Source organism: Bradyrhizobium sp. S3.7.6, from assembly GCF_054061875.1.
This window is the reverse complement of the sequence record NZ_JBSSEQ010000004.1, coordinates 167,493-181,914: the sequence shown is the minus strand read 5'-3', so window position 1 is coordinate 181,914 and position 14,422 is coordinate 167,493. Positions and strand designations below refer to the sequence as shown.

Here is a 14,422-nt window from a genome sequence, read left to right as displayed (position 1 = left end):
AGGTTCGGGTCCGACGTTCGCCTGCAAAATGTCAGATCACCGGAGGCAATATGGGTAAACTCTCCGTCATGGCGGCAGCTGCATTCGCGACCGCGGCATCTTCGCTGCCGATCGGCTCCCTGGCTCAGGACCAGCCCCATCCCGCGCTGTCCTGTCCGATCGACCATGATCAGCTCGCCGACACGCTCAAGAAGAACGTGAAGCCGGGCGGAGGCCCCAGCAACGGAGGCCTGGACAACAACGAGTGGGCTGCCGTCGTCAACAGGCAGGGCATCGTCTGCGCCGTCGCCTATAGTGGCGGCAAGCTCGACGACCAATGGCTCGGCAGTCGGGCCATCGCAGCCGAGAAGGCCAACACCGCCAATGCGTTCAGCCTTAAGGACAAGGCGATGGCAACGGCCAATCTCTATGCCGGCGCTCAACCCGGCGGGTTCCTGTTCGGCGCAGCCCTCGGCAATCCTCCGTCGCAGGAGGCCTTGTACGCGGGAGCACCGGAGGAATTCGGCACGGCGCACGATCCCATGGTGGGCAAGCCGGTGGGTGGCACGATCGTGTTTGGAGGCGGGCTGGCGCTCTATGACGGCAACGGCATCGCGGGCGCACTGGGCGTCAGCGGCGACAGCTCCTGCGCGGATCACAACGTGGCCTGGCGCGTGCGTCACCAGCTCGGGCTCGACCACGTGCCGGCCGGCGTCAGCCCCAACATGAAGGACGCGATTATCTACGACATCGGCCCGGACGGCAAAAGTCCTTCTGGATTTGGCCATCCCAAGTGCAACGGCAAGGAAGATCAGATCGGGGTCGATCTCGGCGCCGGCGTTTCAGGGAACGTGGTGCGATAGCCGCCGCGGGCGGCTCTTTGGAACCAAGCCGAGGCGCAGCGTTTGTACGTTCGCGAACCGGCCTGCAACGCCGCACGGCCCCATCACTGCCGTGGAGATCTTTACCTATGTTAGTGCGTGGTCTCACGCGTCTGCTCGCCGGAATTCCAGCCGTCCTTTGCGCTTGCTGCTGCTTGATGTCAGCGGCCTCGGCCCAGAGCGATCTGGCCGGTCGCATGAAAGACCCCGGCCAGTGGCCGATGGCGGCGCGCGACTACGCCAACACCCGCTACAGCGAGCTCGACCAGATCAATGCGTCCAACGCGTCGCGTCTCCAGCTTGCCTGGACGTTCTCGGTGGGCGTCGACCGCGGCCAGGAAGCGGCGCCGCTGGTGGTCGACGGCACCATGTATGTGGTCAGTCCCTATGCCGGTCCCTACCCCAACCGCGTGTTCGCGCTCGATGCCACCACCGGCGAGTTGAAGTGGTCCTACGCACCGAAGCCCGAGCCAGCAGCCGCGGGGGTCGCCTGCTGCGACGTGGTCAACCGCGGGCTCGCGTTCGACAACGGCAAGATATTCCTGAATACGCTTGACGACCACACCGTCGCGATCGACGCCAGGACCGGCAAGGAGCTGTGGCACACCAAGCTCGGGGAGATCAACAAGGGCGAGACCATCACGATGGCGCCCGTGGTGGTCAAGGGTAAGGTGCTCGTCGGCAACAGTGGCGGCGAGCTCGGTGTGCGCGGCTGGGTCACCGCGCTCGATGAAAACAACGGCGCCATCGCGTGGCGCGCCTATGCGACCGGCCCGGACAAGGACGTTCTGATCGGCGACGACTTCAAACCGTTCTACGACAATCTCAGGGGCCAGGATCTCGGCGTGAAGACGTGGCCCGCCGACCGCTGGCAGGTCGGCGGCGGCACGATGTGGGGATGGATCTCCTACGATGCCGAACTCAATTTGATCTACTACGGCACGGCGAATCCGAGCCCATGGAATGCCAACCAGCGCAGCGGCGACAATCTCTGGAGCACGACGATCTTCGCGCGCGATCCCGACACCGGCCGCGCCAAATGGGCCTACCAGATCAATCCGCACGATCTGTTCGACCATGACGAGATCAACGAGAACGTGCTCGTCGACCTCGAGCTCAATGGACAGACGCGCAAGGTTCTCATCCACCCGGGCCGCAACGGCTATATGTATGTGATGGATCGCGCCACCGGCGAAGTGATCTCGGCGGACGCATATGAGTTCGTCAACAGCTACAAAGGCGTCGACCTGAAGACCGGCAAGATTATCCCGAACGAGGAGAAGACGCCGCTGGTCGGCAAGACGGTCGAGAATATCTGTCCGGCCGCGCCGGGTGCCAAGGACTGGCAACCGACCGCATGGTCGCCGCGCACCAAGCTGCTCTACGTACCGCATCAGCATCTCTGCATGAACTTTAGGGCATCGCAGGTCGGCTACATCGCAGGCACTCCCTATATCGGCGCCGACGTGGACATGTACGCGGGTCCCGGCGGACACCGCGGCGAGTTCATGGCGTGGGATCCTGTTACGCGCAAGAAGGTCTGGGAGATCCATGAGAAGCTGCCGGTCTGGAGCGGTGCGCTGGTAACCGCCGGCGACGTCGCCTTCTATGGCACCATGGATCGCCTGTTCAAGGCGGTGGATGCCAAGGATGGTCATGTTCTCTGGCAATTCCGCGCCGGCTCCGGATTCATCGGCCAGCCGATTTCCTATCGCGGCTCCGACGGACAGCAATACATCGCGATCCTGTCGGGCGTGGGCGGCTGGCCGGGAGTCGTCGCCAATGCCGAGGTCGACCCGCGCGTGCGCAACGGCGCGCTGGGTTTCACCGGCGCCACGCAGGACCTGCCGTTCTATACCGCGGGCGGGAGCGAACTGCTGGTGTTCAAGCTCGGCGGCGCGAATAGTGAGGACAACAGCCATGCGCCTTCGAAATAGCCGTGCTGCCATCCTTGCCGGCGTTGTTCTGTCGCTCGCGACGACGGCAGCGGCAACCGCTGACGGCGCGCTTCGGGTCTGCGCCGATCCGAACAACCTGCCGTTCTCGAACAGCGCCGAGGCGGGATTCGAGAACAAGCTCGCCACCTTGGTGGCCGCCCATTTCAGCGAGAAGGTCTCCTACACCTGGTGGGCGCAGCGGCGCGGCTTCATCCGCAACACGTTGAAGGCAGACAAATGCGACGTGGTGATGGGCGTGCCCGCCGGCTATGATCTCGTGGAGACGACCAAGCCCTATTATCGCTCGACCTATGTCTTCGTCACCCGCCAGGACCGCCAGCTCGATCTCTCCTCTTTGATCGACCCGCGCCTGCATCATCTGGCGATCGGCGTGCATCTGATCGGCGACGACGGCAACAATCCGCCGCCCGCGCAGGCCCTCGGCGACCAGGGCATCGTCGATAATGTGCGTGGCTACTCCATCTACGGCGATTATCGCAAGCCCAATCCGCCGGCGCGCCTGATCGAGGCGGTCGAAAGCGGCGACATCGATGTCGCCGCCGCCTGGGGGCCGCTGGCGGGCTACTTCGCGCAGCACTCCCTGGTGCCGCTGACGGTGACGCCGATCCGCGACACCGAGCGCTTTGCGCCTCAGCAATTCCAGTTCGCCATCGCGATGGGCGTGCGCAAAGGCGACCACGCCCTGCGCGACCGGCTCGACGCCTTCATCGACGAGCACCGATCCGCGGTCAACGCCTTGCTGCGCAGCTACGGCGTGCCTCTGGTCGATATGCCCGTCACGGCATCGGGAGGAGGCCAATGATGTCGTTGCGCGCAAGTATCCTGTCGCTACTGCTGTTGGCTACACCGAACGGTGGGGCAGTCGCGCAGCAGACCCTGCCGCAATCCCAGGAGGCGCAACAGCCGGCACCGGGGCCGCGTCCCAATTTCGGCGGCAGCGTCGGCAAGGGCGGGCCGGGTGTTTTCATGCAGGTGCCGCTCAGCCACCTCCATCCCGGCGCCCAGCCGGACCCGCCGCAGATCAAGAACCCCGTGCAAGGCGACCCGAATGCAGAGCAGCGCGGGATGACCTACTACGTCAATTTCAATTGCGTCGGCTGCCACGCCCCCAATGGCGGCGGCGGCATGGGGCCCGCACTGAGCAACAGCACCTTCATCTACGGAGCACAGCCCGAGAACATCTATCTTTCGATCTACCAGGGACGGCCGAACGGAATGCCGGCCTGGGGCGGCGTGCTGCCCGACAGCGTGATCTGGGATCTCGTCACTTATATCGGCAAGCTCAGCAACGAGCCGAACCGGCAATGGGGCCGAACCTTTTCGACAAACCCGCTGTCGCCCGAGGTCGAACAGGTCCCGACCGAACAGGTCTCGACGACAGATCCGTGGTCCGCGACCAAGAACTTCAATTTCGGCCAGAAGCCCTGACTGGACGGAGACGCCGATGATAAGCCCGATCGCACGATTGCTCATTGCCGCGCTGCTGGCCCTGGCGACCGCTTCATGCGAGCAAGGCAAGGCTGCGGGTCCGGACAATTTCATGGGCGACGCGCGTCGTGGCGCCGACCTGGTCAAGCAGTATCAATGCGGCGGCTGTCACGATATTCCGGGCATCGCCGGAGCCGAAGGCAATGTCGGTCCGCCCCTGCATCGCGTCGGCACCCGGACCTACATTGCCGGCTACATCCAGAACTCGCCGGACAACATGGCTGACTGGATCGAAGATCCGCAGCGCGCGTTGCCCGGCAACGCGATGCCGAAAATGAACATCCCGCAGAAGGACGCGCGCGACATCGCGGCGTTCCTCTATACATTGAAGTAGCCAAGATGACTCCGACCCATCGTTCGACAAACTGGTTTCGAAGCGCGCCGTGGCTGGCCATCACCGTTGTGGTTGTCGCGGTCATGGGCCTTGCACTTGCCGGCGGCGGAGCCTGGCTCGCCGTGCTCGGCGGCTCGGTGTATTATCTGATCGCCGGCGCCATGCTGCTGCTCACGAGCTGGCTGCTCGCGATCCGCCGCGCCGAGGCGCTCTGGGTCTATGCGGCGCTGCTGCTCGGCACGATGGTGTGGGCGATCTGGGAAGCCGGCCTCGATTTCTGGACACTGGCGCCGCGCGGCGATGTGCTGGTGCCCCTGGGCATATCGCTGATGTTGCCGTTCGTTGCTGCCCATCTGGGCCCGCGCTGGCGTATCGCGCGACGCGCCCTCGGCGTCGTCCTGATCGCTGCCATCGCCGTGCTGGCCGTCTCCCTGACCAGCGATCGGCACGCCCTCGCCGGCACATTGGTGGCGAGCGAGACAACGGGCGCGATCGCCGCCGAGCCGGCCGCCACCTCGGCTGGCGAGAACTGGACCGCCTATGGCGGCAGCGCCTTTGGCACGCGCTATTCGTCGCTGAGCGAGATCACTGCGGACAACGTCAAGAACCTGAAGCTCGCTTGGGAATTCCGCACCGACGATCACAAGGGTCCGGATGATCCCGACGAGATCACCAACCAGGCGACGCCGCTCAAGGTGGGCGATCTGCTCTACACCTGCTCGCCGCACCAGATCGTGTTCGCGCTCGAAGCCGCCACCGGGAAATTGCGCTGGAAGTTCGATCCGCAGGTCCAGCACAACAAGGCCTTCCAACACATGACCTGCCGCGGCGTGGCCTATCACGCCACCCAGCCCGGCGCAGCGACGGTCGATGGCACGCCGGCTCCGGCCGAATGCGCGGAGCGCATTTTCCTTCCCACCAACGATGGATGGATGTTCGCGCTGGATGCGCAGAGCGGCAAGCCCTGCGAGAGTTTCGGCCAACACGGGCAGATCGAACTCAAGGAGGGCAGCGAGATCCAGACGCTCGGTTTCTACGAGGGCACCTCGCCGCCCGTCGTGACCGACAAAGTTCTGATCGTCGGCGGCGCGGTGATCGACAATTATTCCGACCGAGTGCCATCAGGCGTGATCCGCGGCTTTGACATCTATTCCGGACGGTTGATCTGGGCCTTCGACGCCGGCAATCCCGACCCGAACGAGATGCCCTCGGCCTCGCATCATTTCACCGCGGGATCGCCGAATTCCTGGAGCATCTCGGCGATCGACGAGAATCTGGGCCTCGTCTACGTCCCGCTCGGCTCAAGCTCGCCGGACATCTGGGGCGGCGGTCGTTCGCCCGAAAAAGAGCGTTACGATTCGGCGCTGGTGGCGCTCGATATCTGACCGGAAAACTGCGCTGGTCGTTCCAGAACGTGCACCACGATCTCTGGGATATGGACATGCCCTCGCAGCCGAGCTTGCTCGATCTGCGATCGAATAACGGCGTCACGGCGGCGATCTACATCCCGGCCAAGACCGGCGACATCTTCGTGCTCGACCGGCGCGACGGACATCAACTGGTGCCGGCGCCGGAGAAGCCGGTGCCGCAAGGCGCCGCGCCCGGCGACCGCCTTTCCCCGACCCAGCCGTTCTCCGATCTGAGCTTCCATCCCCGCGCCATGCTGACGGATGCGCAGATGTGGGGCAGCACGATGTTCGACCAGCTGGTCTGCCGCATCAAGTTCAAACGCCTGCGCTACGAGGGCCCGTTCACGCCGCCGTCCGAACAGGGCACGCTGGTGTTCCCCGGTGATTTCGGCATGTTCGAATGGGGCGGCATTGCCATCGATCCCAAGCGTCAGATTGCCATCGCCAATCCTCAATCCATTCCCTTCATCTCGCGCCTGGTGCCACGCGGAAAAGACAATCCGGCCGCGCCGAACGCTGCGCATCCGCCGGGCACGGAGCTCGGGGTGCAGCCGATGTACGGTGCGCCATACGGCGTCGATCTCGGCATTTTCCTTTCACCGCTCGGCATTCCCTGCCTCGCACCGCCCTGGGGCAATATCGCCGCCATCGATCTCAGGACGCACAAGGTGGTGTGGCAGCACCGCATCGGCACGATCCGCGATCAGGCGCCGCTGCCGCTGCCGTTCAAGCTGGGCGTTCCCATGCTGGGCGGGCCGATCGTGACGGCGGGCGGCGTCATCTTCATCACGGGAACGATGGATGACTACATCAGGGCGTTCGATGTCCGCGATGGCCGGCAACTCTGGCAGGATCGCCTCCCCGCCGGCGGCCAGTCGACGCCGATGACCTACGAGGCCGGCGGCAGGTAGTACGTTGTCACGGTGGACGGCGGCCACGGCTCGTTCGGCACCAAGCTCGGCGACTATGTCCGCGCTTATGCGCTGTCTTCACGACGTTGAGCGATGATCCGACCGTCAGCCTTCTCCGTGATTGAACAAGTCTTCGTCAACCACTTACTCTTGGGCGGATAAGGTCAGCGAGAAAAAGATACGACCACGTTCGGGCGAGGCGCTGTCACGGACAACGATCTGCCAAGGGTGCCCCTGCCAAAACGTCTCCCCAAGCCCGTCGGCGAGTATGCCGCTGGCCAGTTTGACGGCTTCGGCCTTGGCCGCATGAATGTCAGAAAACTCTTCACCGATCTCATCTGCGACAGCGGTGCCGTCCAGAACATGAAAATAGTACCGCGTCATACGCGATCTCCCACCGGCTTGATTTTACCCTGGAAGATACGTGCCAGGGAGCAAGTTAGATCACGCGAAGGCACTTTCTCGTGCCACGGCCGGCGCCGGTAGTCTTCGAGGAAAGCGCCGATCTGTCATGTCCGCTTCGGCTCACCGGACGAGGCCCTGCGCCGCCTCACCCGCGCCTTCCTTCGGGATCCGCCAAAAGCCTGCGAGGCGGCGACGGCGATGCAGGTCGCAATCCCGAGCACCGCGATCCCCTTGCTGATCACGCCGGCCGGCGGAAGTTGCTTCCGCGCCAGCCAACCGCCATCGAGCGATCTGCCTTGCGGACCGGCATCCATCATGGTGCCTTCGCTGCTCTTGGCGGGGCGCGCGCGCGACAGCAGGAAGTGGAACGCTGCTCCCACGACATTCTCGGTGACCTCCGGAGCGATCGCATAGGCGACTTGACCTGCACGTGCAGGCCAGCCGACCGCGACCTCGTCGCGAGGCGCACGTACGAGGCGAACAAATGTTTGAGCGACGTCATCGGACTGGTAGAGCAGCGGACCCGGATCGAGCGTCCGCCCGGACATGTTGGCGCCGTGGACGAAGCCCGGCGTATCGACCATGGCAGGAAAGACGCCGCAGACATGGATATTGGGATGCCCGCGGAGCTCCTGGCGCAGGCTTGCGGTAAAGCCGCGCAGACCAAACTTGCTCGCAGTGTAGGCCGCAGCGAACGGCGTCGGCGCCCAACCGCCCAGCGAGATGTTGTTGATCAGGATACCGCGCTTCTGGCGCAGGAAGATCGGCAGCACCGCGAAGGCGCCATGCATGGTGCCAAGGAGATTGACCTCGACGGTCCGGCGATGAAGCGCGATATCCGCATCCTGGAAGGCCCCGAAAACGCCGGTGCCGGCGTTGTTAATCCAGACGTCGATGCCGCCGAAGGAGTCTTCGGCCTGCTTGGCCAATCGGCGCACTGCCTCGGCATCGGTGACATCGGTCGGGATGGCCAATGCGCGGCTGCCCAGCGCCTCGCATTCAGCAGCAAGCCGCGTCAGGACCTCCCCCCGGCGTGCCGCCACGATCACGCTTGCACCTCTGCGAGCAAACGCAAGTGCGGTTGCACGGCCGATGCCACTTGAGGCGCCGGTGATGACGACACGCGTGCCGGTCATCTGTCCATGTTCGCGCCTCGCGGCATCCGCAGGAACAACCCAGCGCAACGATTGCCGCAGACGCTCGGTCCCATCTATCTGGAACCAGTCGCCATGCGCGAAAATCACCCTCTCCGGCGCCAGGCTCACCATCCGCTCAGCGGCGGCCCGAACCGAACGACCACCGAGGCGCAACAGAAGACGAAGGTAGACCGGCGCCTTGCCGTCCGGCCTCGAGATGCCAAGCAGGTTCGCAGCTAGCTCGTTCGGCGCGCTGAGATGGTCAGGATCGAGGTTCTGCACGAGATCCGTCAGGATCAGCGTTCGGCTGCGCTTGTCGAACAGCTCGATCTCGCAGAACATCGGGGCATCCACCGCCACCGTCTCCAGGTCAGCGGTCCATTCCTCCGGCGTAACCTCTCCCAGTTCGCGGTCGATGCGGATGCCCGCCGCGCGAACTTGCCTGCGAGCCGAAAGGCCGCGGGCGGCGAATGTCTTTGCTTGCGGCAGTTCCCGTTGCCACTCGGACAGGAACATCCAGTGCGCGATATTGGGCGCCAGCAGATATCTTATCGCACCCAAGCGCTCCAGCTGATGACGGAGGTCGGAGGAATATCGCACCGGCGAATGCAGCACGAGATCACCGTTGGACAGCCGGACGACGACCATGCGGACGGGCAGCTCCAGACCGGCGGCATTGATTGGCTTGTCATCTACAATCCAGATTTGGTCTGTGACCCGAGCCAGGCTGGCGCTTGACAAAACGCCATCGGAACTTTGCATGAGCGGCTCCATTTTGAGACCGTGCTCAAACCCCCGCAGCACCGGTCGTTCCTAGCAGTGCTTCATCAACGTCGCCGCGGGACGCACTGGCCTACTGATGCGAACCGCGGCGGCGCTAATCCGGCGAGCGCAGGCCGGGCGAACGCATCCATTCCTCCAAGACTGCCGTGGTTTCAGCCAGGCGGGCCTCGCGGATCAGATTTTCACGCTCCCTGCACGGCGCCATTTGCAGCGCCAACGTCCGCGTCTGCTTGGCAGATTCCAGCAGTCGCTCTTTCAGTGTCTGGGTATGCTTGAGACCATTGCGCCGTTTGACTTCTGTCACTGTACGCCTCCTGGCTACGCTCGACGCCCTCTCGTTGTCAGTGAAAGTTGCACCAACCGAGAGCGCGCGCATTCGCATAAGTGAACCAGTGGTACAGAATCAGGAAAGAATCACCGACTTACATGCGCGTCGAATGCCGATCGGATGGCGCTGGTCTACGACCGGCGATGAACGGCCGCGTGTCAGGAACCGATCACCTTCGGGCGCTTTGAAGCTGTAGGACGAGATTCCCCTGAGCGCAGAACGTGGACAACCCGAACGAACCGCAATCATTCAGCCCAGCCTCGGAGCTCGACGGAATCTCGCCACGCCAGACCGCCGAAATCGAGTCCCAGAGCAGGCCGAGTGCGGCGCTTATCCACGAGACGATCCGCGCGGAAGGCGAGCAGGAGCTCGAACGGCATTGGTGGGCCATCCTCATGTCGGGTCTTGCAGCCGGCTTGTCGATCGGTCTGTCGCTGGTTGTCCAGGGAGAATTTCACGCGGCGCTTTCCGATCAGACCGCGCAGCGGCTGGTCGCGCCGCTGGGCTACACCGTGGGCTTCCTCGTCGTCGTTCTGGGGCGCCAGCAGCTCTTCACGGAGAACACGCTCACTCCCATTCTGCCTTTGCTGCATCACCGAAACCTCGGCATACTGATCAAGGTGCTCAAGCTGTGGGGGCTGGTGCTGGTCTCGAATATCGCGGGCACATGGGCGATCGGATACGGGCTCGCACGCGCGAATATCTTCAGGCCAGAGGTTACGGACGCATTTCTGGAGCTCGGCCGTCATACGCTCGATGGCACCTTTTCGGCGACTTTCGTCCGAGCCGTGTTCGCCGGTTGGCTCATTGCGCTGATGATGTGGCTTCTGCCGGCGACAAAGGGATCGCGGGTGCATGTTATCGTGATCATGACCTACGTCGTCGCGCTCGGCGGGTTTTCGCATATCGTTGCAGGCTCGGTCGAATGCGCCTATCTGGTGCTGCGTGGGCAAGCTTCGATTGCCCAATACGGCTATGATTTTTTCCTGCCGACGTTGCTGGGCAACATCCTGGGCGGAACGACATTGGTTGCACTGTTGAATTACGGTCAGGTCGCCGCAGAACTCGACAAGGCCGCACAGTAGAGAACGCGTTCCCACGAGTCGCCGGAAGGGACAAGCGGTCGGCCGGCGGCGTACCGGATCGACAGCGGCTAACTGTGCATTGTCCTGGTCCCGAGTGGTGAAGGGCGAAGAAGCAAATCGTTCCTCGGGCAGGCCGCGACGATTTTTCGCCGCCACCGGTCACTGGTGACGCCTCAGCAAGCCCCGGTCGTCAACTGCATGACGCGGGCCAGATCTTCCTCGGAGAAAGGCTTTCTGATCAACGGAAAACCGTCCCGCCTTCGCTCGCGCCCGGATAACTGCAGGACCTTGAGCGCGGGCCGCAGGCGAGTCGCGCGGTACGCCAGCTCATGCCCACCATGGAAGGCATATTGATGTCCGTGATCAGAATTGAGATCCGGTCGTTGGACGCGAGCTGGTCGAGCGCATCGACCCCGCTCTCGGCGCAGACCACCGAACAGCCGAGATCTTCCAGCATGCCCGCGATCACCTCGCGCACGCTCGCGTCGTCATCCACAAGAAGCACCGTGTGCTGCATATCAACACCTCAGGGTTCAAACGCTTCATTCGTGTCGATGTTCCGCGAGACGGGACCTGTTACCGCCTGCCAGAGAACGCTTTGGGCGCTCACATCGAGAACGACCTCCTCATCAACGACCTGCAAGCTGCACCGGATCACTCTCAACGGCTCCGCGCCACGCACGTGACCCGGACCGAAGCGAGCTGTCGAAGCCAGAGCGCGAGCCGTGCCACGCGGGAAGGGCAAAAAAAAACCCGGCCGCAATGCGGCCGGGGCGAGTACACTGGAACCAGAAGCTAAGCGGTTCAGTACCGTCCGGTGAAAGCGCCGCCGAACTTATAGTTGAGACGAACCGTGACGAGATCGACGTCCTGACGGATGCGATCCGACCCAAACGCCACGCCAGCGGGGGTCGTGAAGTCGAGCGTCCGATCCTGCATGAACAAGTGATCGTATTCGACGCCAACCGACCAGCCGGGCGAGAATCCGTATTCAAGACCGGCGCCGACCGTGCCACCCCAACGGGTATCGTTGCCGGTGCGAGCCAGTTCAACGCCGGTTGCGGTCGAGTAGATCCGATTCCGATTGTCGGTCACAGCCGCACCGCCCTTTACGTAGAACAGAACGTTGTTGGTGGCCCAGCCGAGTTGACCTGTGAAAAGACCGAACGCGTCGATGCGCGAATCATTTCGGAAACCGGGTCCGAACAAGGTGCTCAGGTTGCTGCCTCGCAGGTCGGCCCAGTTGCCCTGCGCTTCGAGTCCGAACACCCAGGTGCCCGTCTGCCATCGATAACCAACCTGACCACCGGCAACGCCGCCGGAAGCGTCGTGTGATCCCTCGGGACCGACCAGGAATGGTGCAACCGAATCCCAGTCGTTACGGCTCGAGCCCCAGCCACCATTGGCGCCAATGTAGAAGCCGCTCCAATCGTAGACGGTTGCGACAGCCGCTGGAGGCGCCTTGGTGTAGGGGCGGGCCGCCAGATCGGCCGCGCTGACCGGAGTCGAAAGCCCGAGGGCCAGTGCCCCGGCCGCAGTCATGAGAAGTTTCATCATATGAGTGTCCCCAAAGGAGCGTGAAAATACGGCCTGTTGCCGCATGCTGCGCGAAATTAATGCTCGCCGCTCATCGCTGCTGTAGCGAGGCTGCAACACTGGCGAAGGCCCGCCAAAGTTGTTGATCCAGGTTAAGCGCTTGGGTTCCACTGAGAACAATCAACCCAACGGTTTGAAAGCCCTAACGGGATTTCAGGCCTGCGAGCCGATCCGTCGCACGGTCGATCGTGAATATCACCTCCAGCACGAACTGCATTGCCGTGTGTCGGTGATTGTCGGGATCGCTGACGACCACGCGAGCAATGTCTTCCCTGACCTGCTCGGTGCGGTAAGCGTTCGGCAGCCGCGCAAATGCCTCTTCCAGAGTCATCTGCATTTCATCGGCCTTTCCGCTGTCAATGATCATAGGCTGCTGAAGCTCACAGGGTCGGACATCCGCTGGAAATAATGGGGCGCCCGCGCGGACTCCGCCACGACTTCAACGGGTGCACATTAACCGGGTTCAACGAGACACGCTCCGCGACAGTATGGCGAGCCTACCGGGCTCCAGCCATCCCGAATAACTTCGCAACATCGAGGTCAACGTCGAGGCATTTCATAAGGCGAAAAGCCTGTAGCAGACAATCAGTCCGCTTTCACGATCTTCGCAGCAAGCTCGGCCACAGCGCGGCGCCCCGCCTCTGTCAATCCGCCCAGTGTCTGCGTATGGGTCTTTGCGCACTCGACGATCCTTTCGGCCACGTACTTCCGGGCGGGATGCTCGGCCAAGAGATTCGGCATCGACTTGCAGGCCCGCTCTAACGCCACGTCCATGTTCGAAATTGTCCGCGCGTTGAACTCTTCACTGATCATCATCACGTCCTCCGCCCGTCGTGCTTTCGCGGGCATACCCAGCTCCGTCTCGGATCTACCCGCGACGCCAATGATGAACCGCTAAGCGTCGAGGCGGGCAGGCGCCGAGGATAGGAAGCCTCGAGGCGCCGAGCATTAACAAGGGTTAATCCCCTCCGCCGGGCGCGAGGGGCTCGCTGTTTCAACAGACGCTCGTGGGCCTGCCGCTACTTGCCGAACTGCTCTGCGCAAGGGCGAGCGGAACACTGCCGAACATCCCGCTCAGAAAGGTCGCTATGTATTACTATTTTCGCTCCTTGCTTCGAAAAGGATCGGCCGCCTCGTCATAGCCCCGTCGGCTGCTGAAGAACATCAGCGCCATCAGGCCGCAGCCGATGACCAGCGAGAAGAACGAGCCCAGACCAAGTGCGATCCAGCCATTCTCGTCCATGGCCACGTCGTCCACGCCATTGGTGGCATTCCAGGCCCAGAATATGCCAAAAACCGCAAGGCCGAGCATGGCGAGCAACGCTGCGATGAGAAGAACATGACCGGGCTTGATGCTACTCATGGCTTGATGCTACTCATGGGCGGCTCCCTTTGCCGGGCAACCGCAGGGACATGCGACGGTTCCTGTTCAGCAGCTTTTTAGGCACTTTACTATCGCAACAGTGCCGTTGGACCGCGGGCCGCACCGGCTGCTTCAATGATGGAAGCCTTGCCGCATGGCTTCGAGGTTCTCGCTATAGTGCTGGTGTTCGAAAATCGCGCGATTGGCCATCCGAATCCGGTTCGTAAGGCCTTCTTCGACCATGATACGCTACGCCAGGAATACGCACGTCTCGAAATCATTGCGGATCGCTCCGCTGCGGGCCAGAAAGTCCCAAGCGATCTCATAGGCCTGCTCGGCAGCAGGACTTCTGTAGTCATTGAAGATGATCTTCGTCATCACGACCAATCCATACTGGGTGGTATCGTTCGGGCACTTGAAGTGAGGATCTCAAGCTCTCGAGCGCGTTGCAGCTGCAGAAGTGCAGATGAACAGCGGACGCGGGGTCGCCCGGCCACCGGACCTACCCCGCCGCTGCTGCTCCCCTCACAGTGACCCGGAGGTTGCGGGGTTCTTACCGGCAATCTTCTCGCGCACCCTCCGCTGCTGGTCGCTAGCGACGCCGGGCCATCAGGACCCCCAGCAGGAACGCACCGAACACCGCCTGCAGCGGCGCTGCCCTGGCGATTTCCCGCAGCTGATCGGACAATCCCGCTGTGGGACGGGAATCCGGATCAGGCCGTGCCGAACGCGACGTCGGTTCCGCCCCGCACGGTGGCTTGTGCCC

15 protein-coding genes and 1 pseudogene are annotated in these 14,422 nt (G+C 63.0%); 7 read left to right on the top strand and 9 right to left on the bottom strand.

What is annotated here, in order from left to right; genetic code table 11:
* The first annotated feature begins 50 nt into the window (after window positions 1-50).
* The 6 genes and pseudogenes from ACVJ5M_RS46185 (at window position 51) to ACVJ5M_RS46160 (ending at window position 7,050) form a co-directional block, all read left to right on the top strand.
* A complete protein-coding gene (locus ACVJ5M_RS46185) occupies window positions 51-842 on the top strand; it encodes a GlcG/HbpS family heme-binding protein (RefSeq protein ID WP_085400138.1) in 792 nt (263 codons plus the stop codon).
* A 107-nt stretch (window positions 843-949) separates the two neighbouring features.
* Window positions 950-2,797 carry a PQQ-dependent dehydrogenase, methanol/ethanol family gene (locus ACVJ5M_RS46180; RefSeq protein ID WP_456679780.1) on the top strand — a complete coding sequence of 616 codons (1,848 nt, stop codon included), beginning with the start codon at window positions 950-952 and terminating at the stop codon, window positions 2,795-2,797.
* Window positions 2,781-3,620: a substrate-binding domain-containing protein gene (locus tag ACVJ5M_RS46175; RefSeq protein WP_354098526.1), complete on the top strand. Its 840-nt coding sequence runs from the start codon at window positions 2,781-2,783 to the stop codon at window positions 3,618-3,620. Before ACVJ5M_RS46180 ends, ACVJ5M_RS46175 begins: the two co-directional genes overlap by 17 nt.
* Window positions 3,617-4,246, top strand: coding sequence for a c-type cytochrome (locus ACVJ5M_RS46170; protein WP_456679779.1), 630 nt, complete (start codon window positions 3,617-3,619; stop codon window positions 4,244-4,246). Before ACVJ5M_RS46175 ends, ACVJ5M_RS46170 begins: the two co-directional genes overlap by 4 nt.
* Window positions 4,247-4,262: 16 nt before the next feature.
* Window positions 4,263-4,640, top strand: a complete 378-nt coding sequence (locus ACVJ5M_RS46165; RefSeq protein ID WP_085400145.1) for a c-type cytochrome — start codon at window positions 4,263-4,265, stop codon at window positions 4,638-4,640.
* 5 nt (window positions 4,641-4,645) lie between these two features.
* Window positions 4,646-7,050: pseudogene (locus ACVJ5M_RS46160) on the top strand (membrane-bound PQQ-dependent dehydrogenase, glucose/quinate/shikimate family).
* Between the two features lie 54 nt (window positions 7,051-7,104).
* Here ACVJ5M_RS46160 and ACVJ5M_RS46155 read toward each other — a convergent pair.
* The 3 genes from ACVJ5M_RS46155 to ACVJ5M_RS46145 all read right to left on the bottom strand — a co-directional run bounded on the left by ACVJ5M_RS46155 (window position 7,105) and on the right by ACVJ5M_RS46145 (window position 9,588).
* Window positions 7,105-7,344 carry a DUF6894 family protein gene (locus tag ACVJ5M_RS46155; protein ID WP_085400147.1) on the bottom strand — a complete coding sequence of 80 codons (240 nt, stop codon included), beginning with the start codon at window positions 7,342-7,344 and terminating at the stop codon, window positions 7,105-7,107.
* Window positions 7,345-7,469: 125 nt separating this feature from the next.
* Complete coding sequence (locus ACVJ5M_RS46150) at window positions 7,470-9,263, bottom strand: SDR family oxidoreductase (RefSeq protein ID WP_354100381.1); 1,794 nt, start codon at window positions 9,261-9,263, stop codon at window positions 7,470-7,472.
* Between the two features lie 115 nt (window positions 9,264-9,378).
* The gene (locus ACVJ5M_RS46145; RefSeq protein WP_085400169.1) at window positions 9,379-9,588 is read right to left on the bottom strand and encodes a hypothetical protein; all 210 of its coding nucleotides are present in this window, start codon (window positions 9,586-9,588) and stop codon (window positions 9,379-9,381) included.
* A 245-nt stretch (window positions 9,589-9,833) separates the two neighbouring features.
* Between ACVJ5M_RS46145 and ACVJ5M_RS46140 the strand changes: the two genes are divergently transcribed.
* Window positions 9,834-10,697, top strand: coding sequence for a formate/nitrite transporter family protein (locus ACVJ5M_RS46140; protein WP_085400148.1), 864 nt, complete (start codon window positions 9,834-9,836; stop codon window positions 10,695-10,697).
* 238 nt (window positions 10,698-10,935) lie between these two features.
* Here ACVJ5M_RS46140 and ACVJ5M_RS46135 read toward each other — a convergent pair whose 3' ends face one another.
* From ACVJ5M_RS46135 to ACVJ5M_RS46110, 6 genes are all read right to left on the bottom strand, one after another.
* Window positions 10,936-11,214: a response regulator gene (locus ACVJ5M_RS46135; RefSeq protein ID WP_245344028.1), complete on the bottom strand. Its 279-nt coding sequence runs from the start codon at window positions 11,212-11,214 to the stop codon at window positions 10,936-10,938.
* A gap of 287 nt (window positions 11,215-11,501) precedes the next feature.
* Window positions 11,502-12,254: an outer membrane protein gene (locus ACVJ5M_RS46130; RefSeq protein WP_354098528.1), complete on the bottom strand. Its 753-nt coding sequence runs from the start codon at window positions 12,252-12,254 to the stop codon at window positions 11,502-11,504.
* Between the two features lie 181 nt (window positions 12,255-12,435).
* A complete protein-coding gene (locus ACVJ5M_RS46125; protein ID WP_354098529.1) occupies window positions 12,436-12,660 on the bottom strand; it encodes a hypothetical protein in 225 nt (74 codons plus the stop codon).
* A 218-nt stretch (window positions 12,661-12,878) separates the two neighbouring features.
* Window positions 12,879-13,109, bottom strand: coding sequence for a hypothetical protein (locus ACVJ5M_RS46120; protein WP_144030677.1), 231 nt, complete (start codon window positions 13,107-13,109; stop codon window positions 12,879-12,881).
* Window positions 13,110-13,389: 280 nt separating this feature from the next.
* On the bottom strand, window positions 13,390-13,656 hold the full coding sequence (locus ACVJ5M_RS46115; protein WP_085400154.1) for a hypothetical protein: 267 nt from the start codon (window positions 13,654-13,656) through the stop codon (window positions 13,390-13,392).
* A gap of 249 nt (window positions 13,657-13,905) precedes the next feature.
* Entirely contained in the window at window positions 13,906-14,034 is a 129-nt protein-coding gene (locus ACVJ5M_RS46110) for a hypothetical protein (RefSeq protein ID WP_434057391.1), read from the bottom strand.
* Window positions 14,035-14,422 lie beyond the last annotated feature (388 nt).

Excerpts from the sequence above, each read along its gene's own strand:
- ACVJ5M_RS46185 (WP_085400138.1), top strand. The coding sequence starts at position 51 with ATGGGTAAACTCTCCGTCATGGCGGCAGCTGCATTCGCGACCGCGGCA.
- ACVJ5M_RS46180 (WP_456679780.1), top strand. The coding sequence starts at position 950 with ATGTTAGTGCGTGGTCTCACGCGTCTGCTCGCCGGAATTCCAGCCGTC.
- ACVJ5M_RS46175 (WP_354098526.1), top strand. The coding sequence starts at position 2,781 with ATGCGCCTTCGAAATAGCCGTGCTGCCATCCTTGCCGGCGTTGTTCTG.
- ACVJ5M_RS46170 (WP_456679779.1), top strand. The coding sequence starts at position 3,617 with ATGATGTCGTTGCGCGCAAGTATCCTGTCGCTACTGCTGTTGGCTACA.
- ACVJ5M_RS46165 (WP_085400145.1), top strand. The coding sequence starts at position 4,263 with ATGATAAGCCCGATCGCACGATTGCTCATTGCCGCGCTGCTGGCCCTG.
- ACVJ5M_RS46155 (WP_085400147.1), bottom strand. The coding sequence starts at position 7,344 with ATGACGCGGTACTATTTTCATGTTCTGGACGGCACCGCTGTCGCAGAT.
- ACVJ5M_RS46150 (WP_354100381.1), bottom strand. The coding sequence starts at position 9,263 with ATGCAAAGTTCCGATGGCGTTTTGTCAAGCGCCAGCCTGGCTCGGGTC.
- ACVJ5M_RS46135 (WP_245344028.1), bottom strand. The coding sequence starts at position 11,214 with ATGCAGCACACGGTGCTTCTTGTGGATGACGACGCGAGCGTGCGCGAG.
- ACVJ5M_RS46130 (WP_354098528.1), bottom strand. The coding sequence starts at position 12,254 with ATGATGAAACTTCTCATGACTGCGGCCGGGGCACTGGCCCTCGGGCTT.
- ACVJ5M_RS46125 (WP_354098529.1), bottom strand. The coding sequence starts at position 12,660 with ATGATCATTGACAGCGGAAAGGCCGATGAAATGCAGATGACTCTGGAA.
- ACVJ5M_RS46120 (WP_144030677.1), bottom strand. The coding sequence starts at position 13,109 with ATGATGATCAGTGAAGAGTTCAACGCGCGGACAATTTCGAACATGGAC.
- ACVJ5M_RS46115 (WP_085400154.1), bottom strand. The coding sequence starts at position 13,656 with ATGAGTAGCATCAAGCCCGGTCATGTTCTTCTCATCGCAGCGTTGCTC.
- ACVJ5M_RS46110 (WP_434057391.1), bottom strand. The coding sequence starts at position 14,034 with ATGACGAAGATCATCTTCAATGACTACAGAAGTCCTGCTGCCGAGCAG.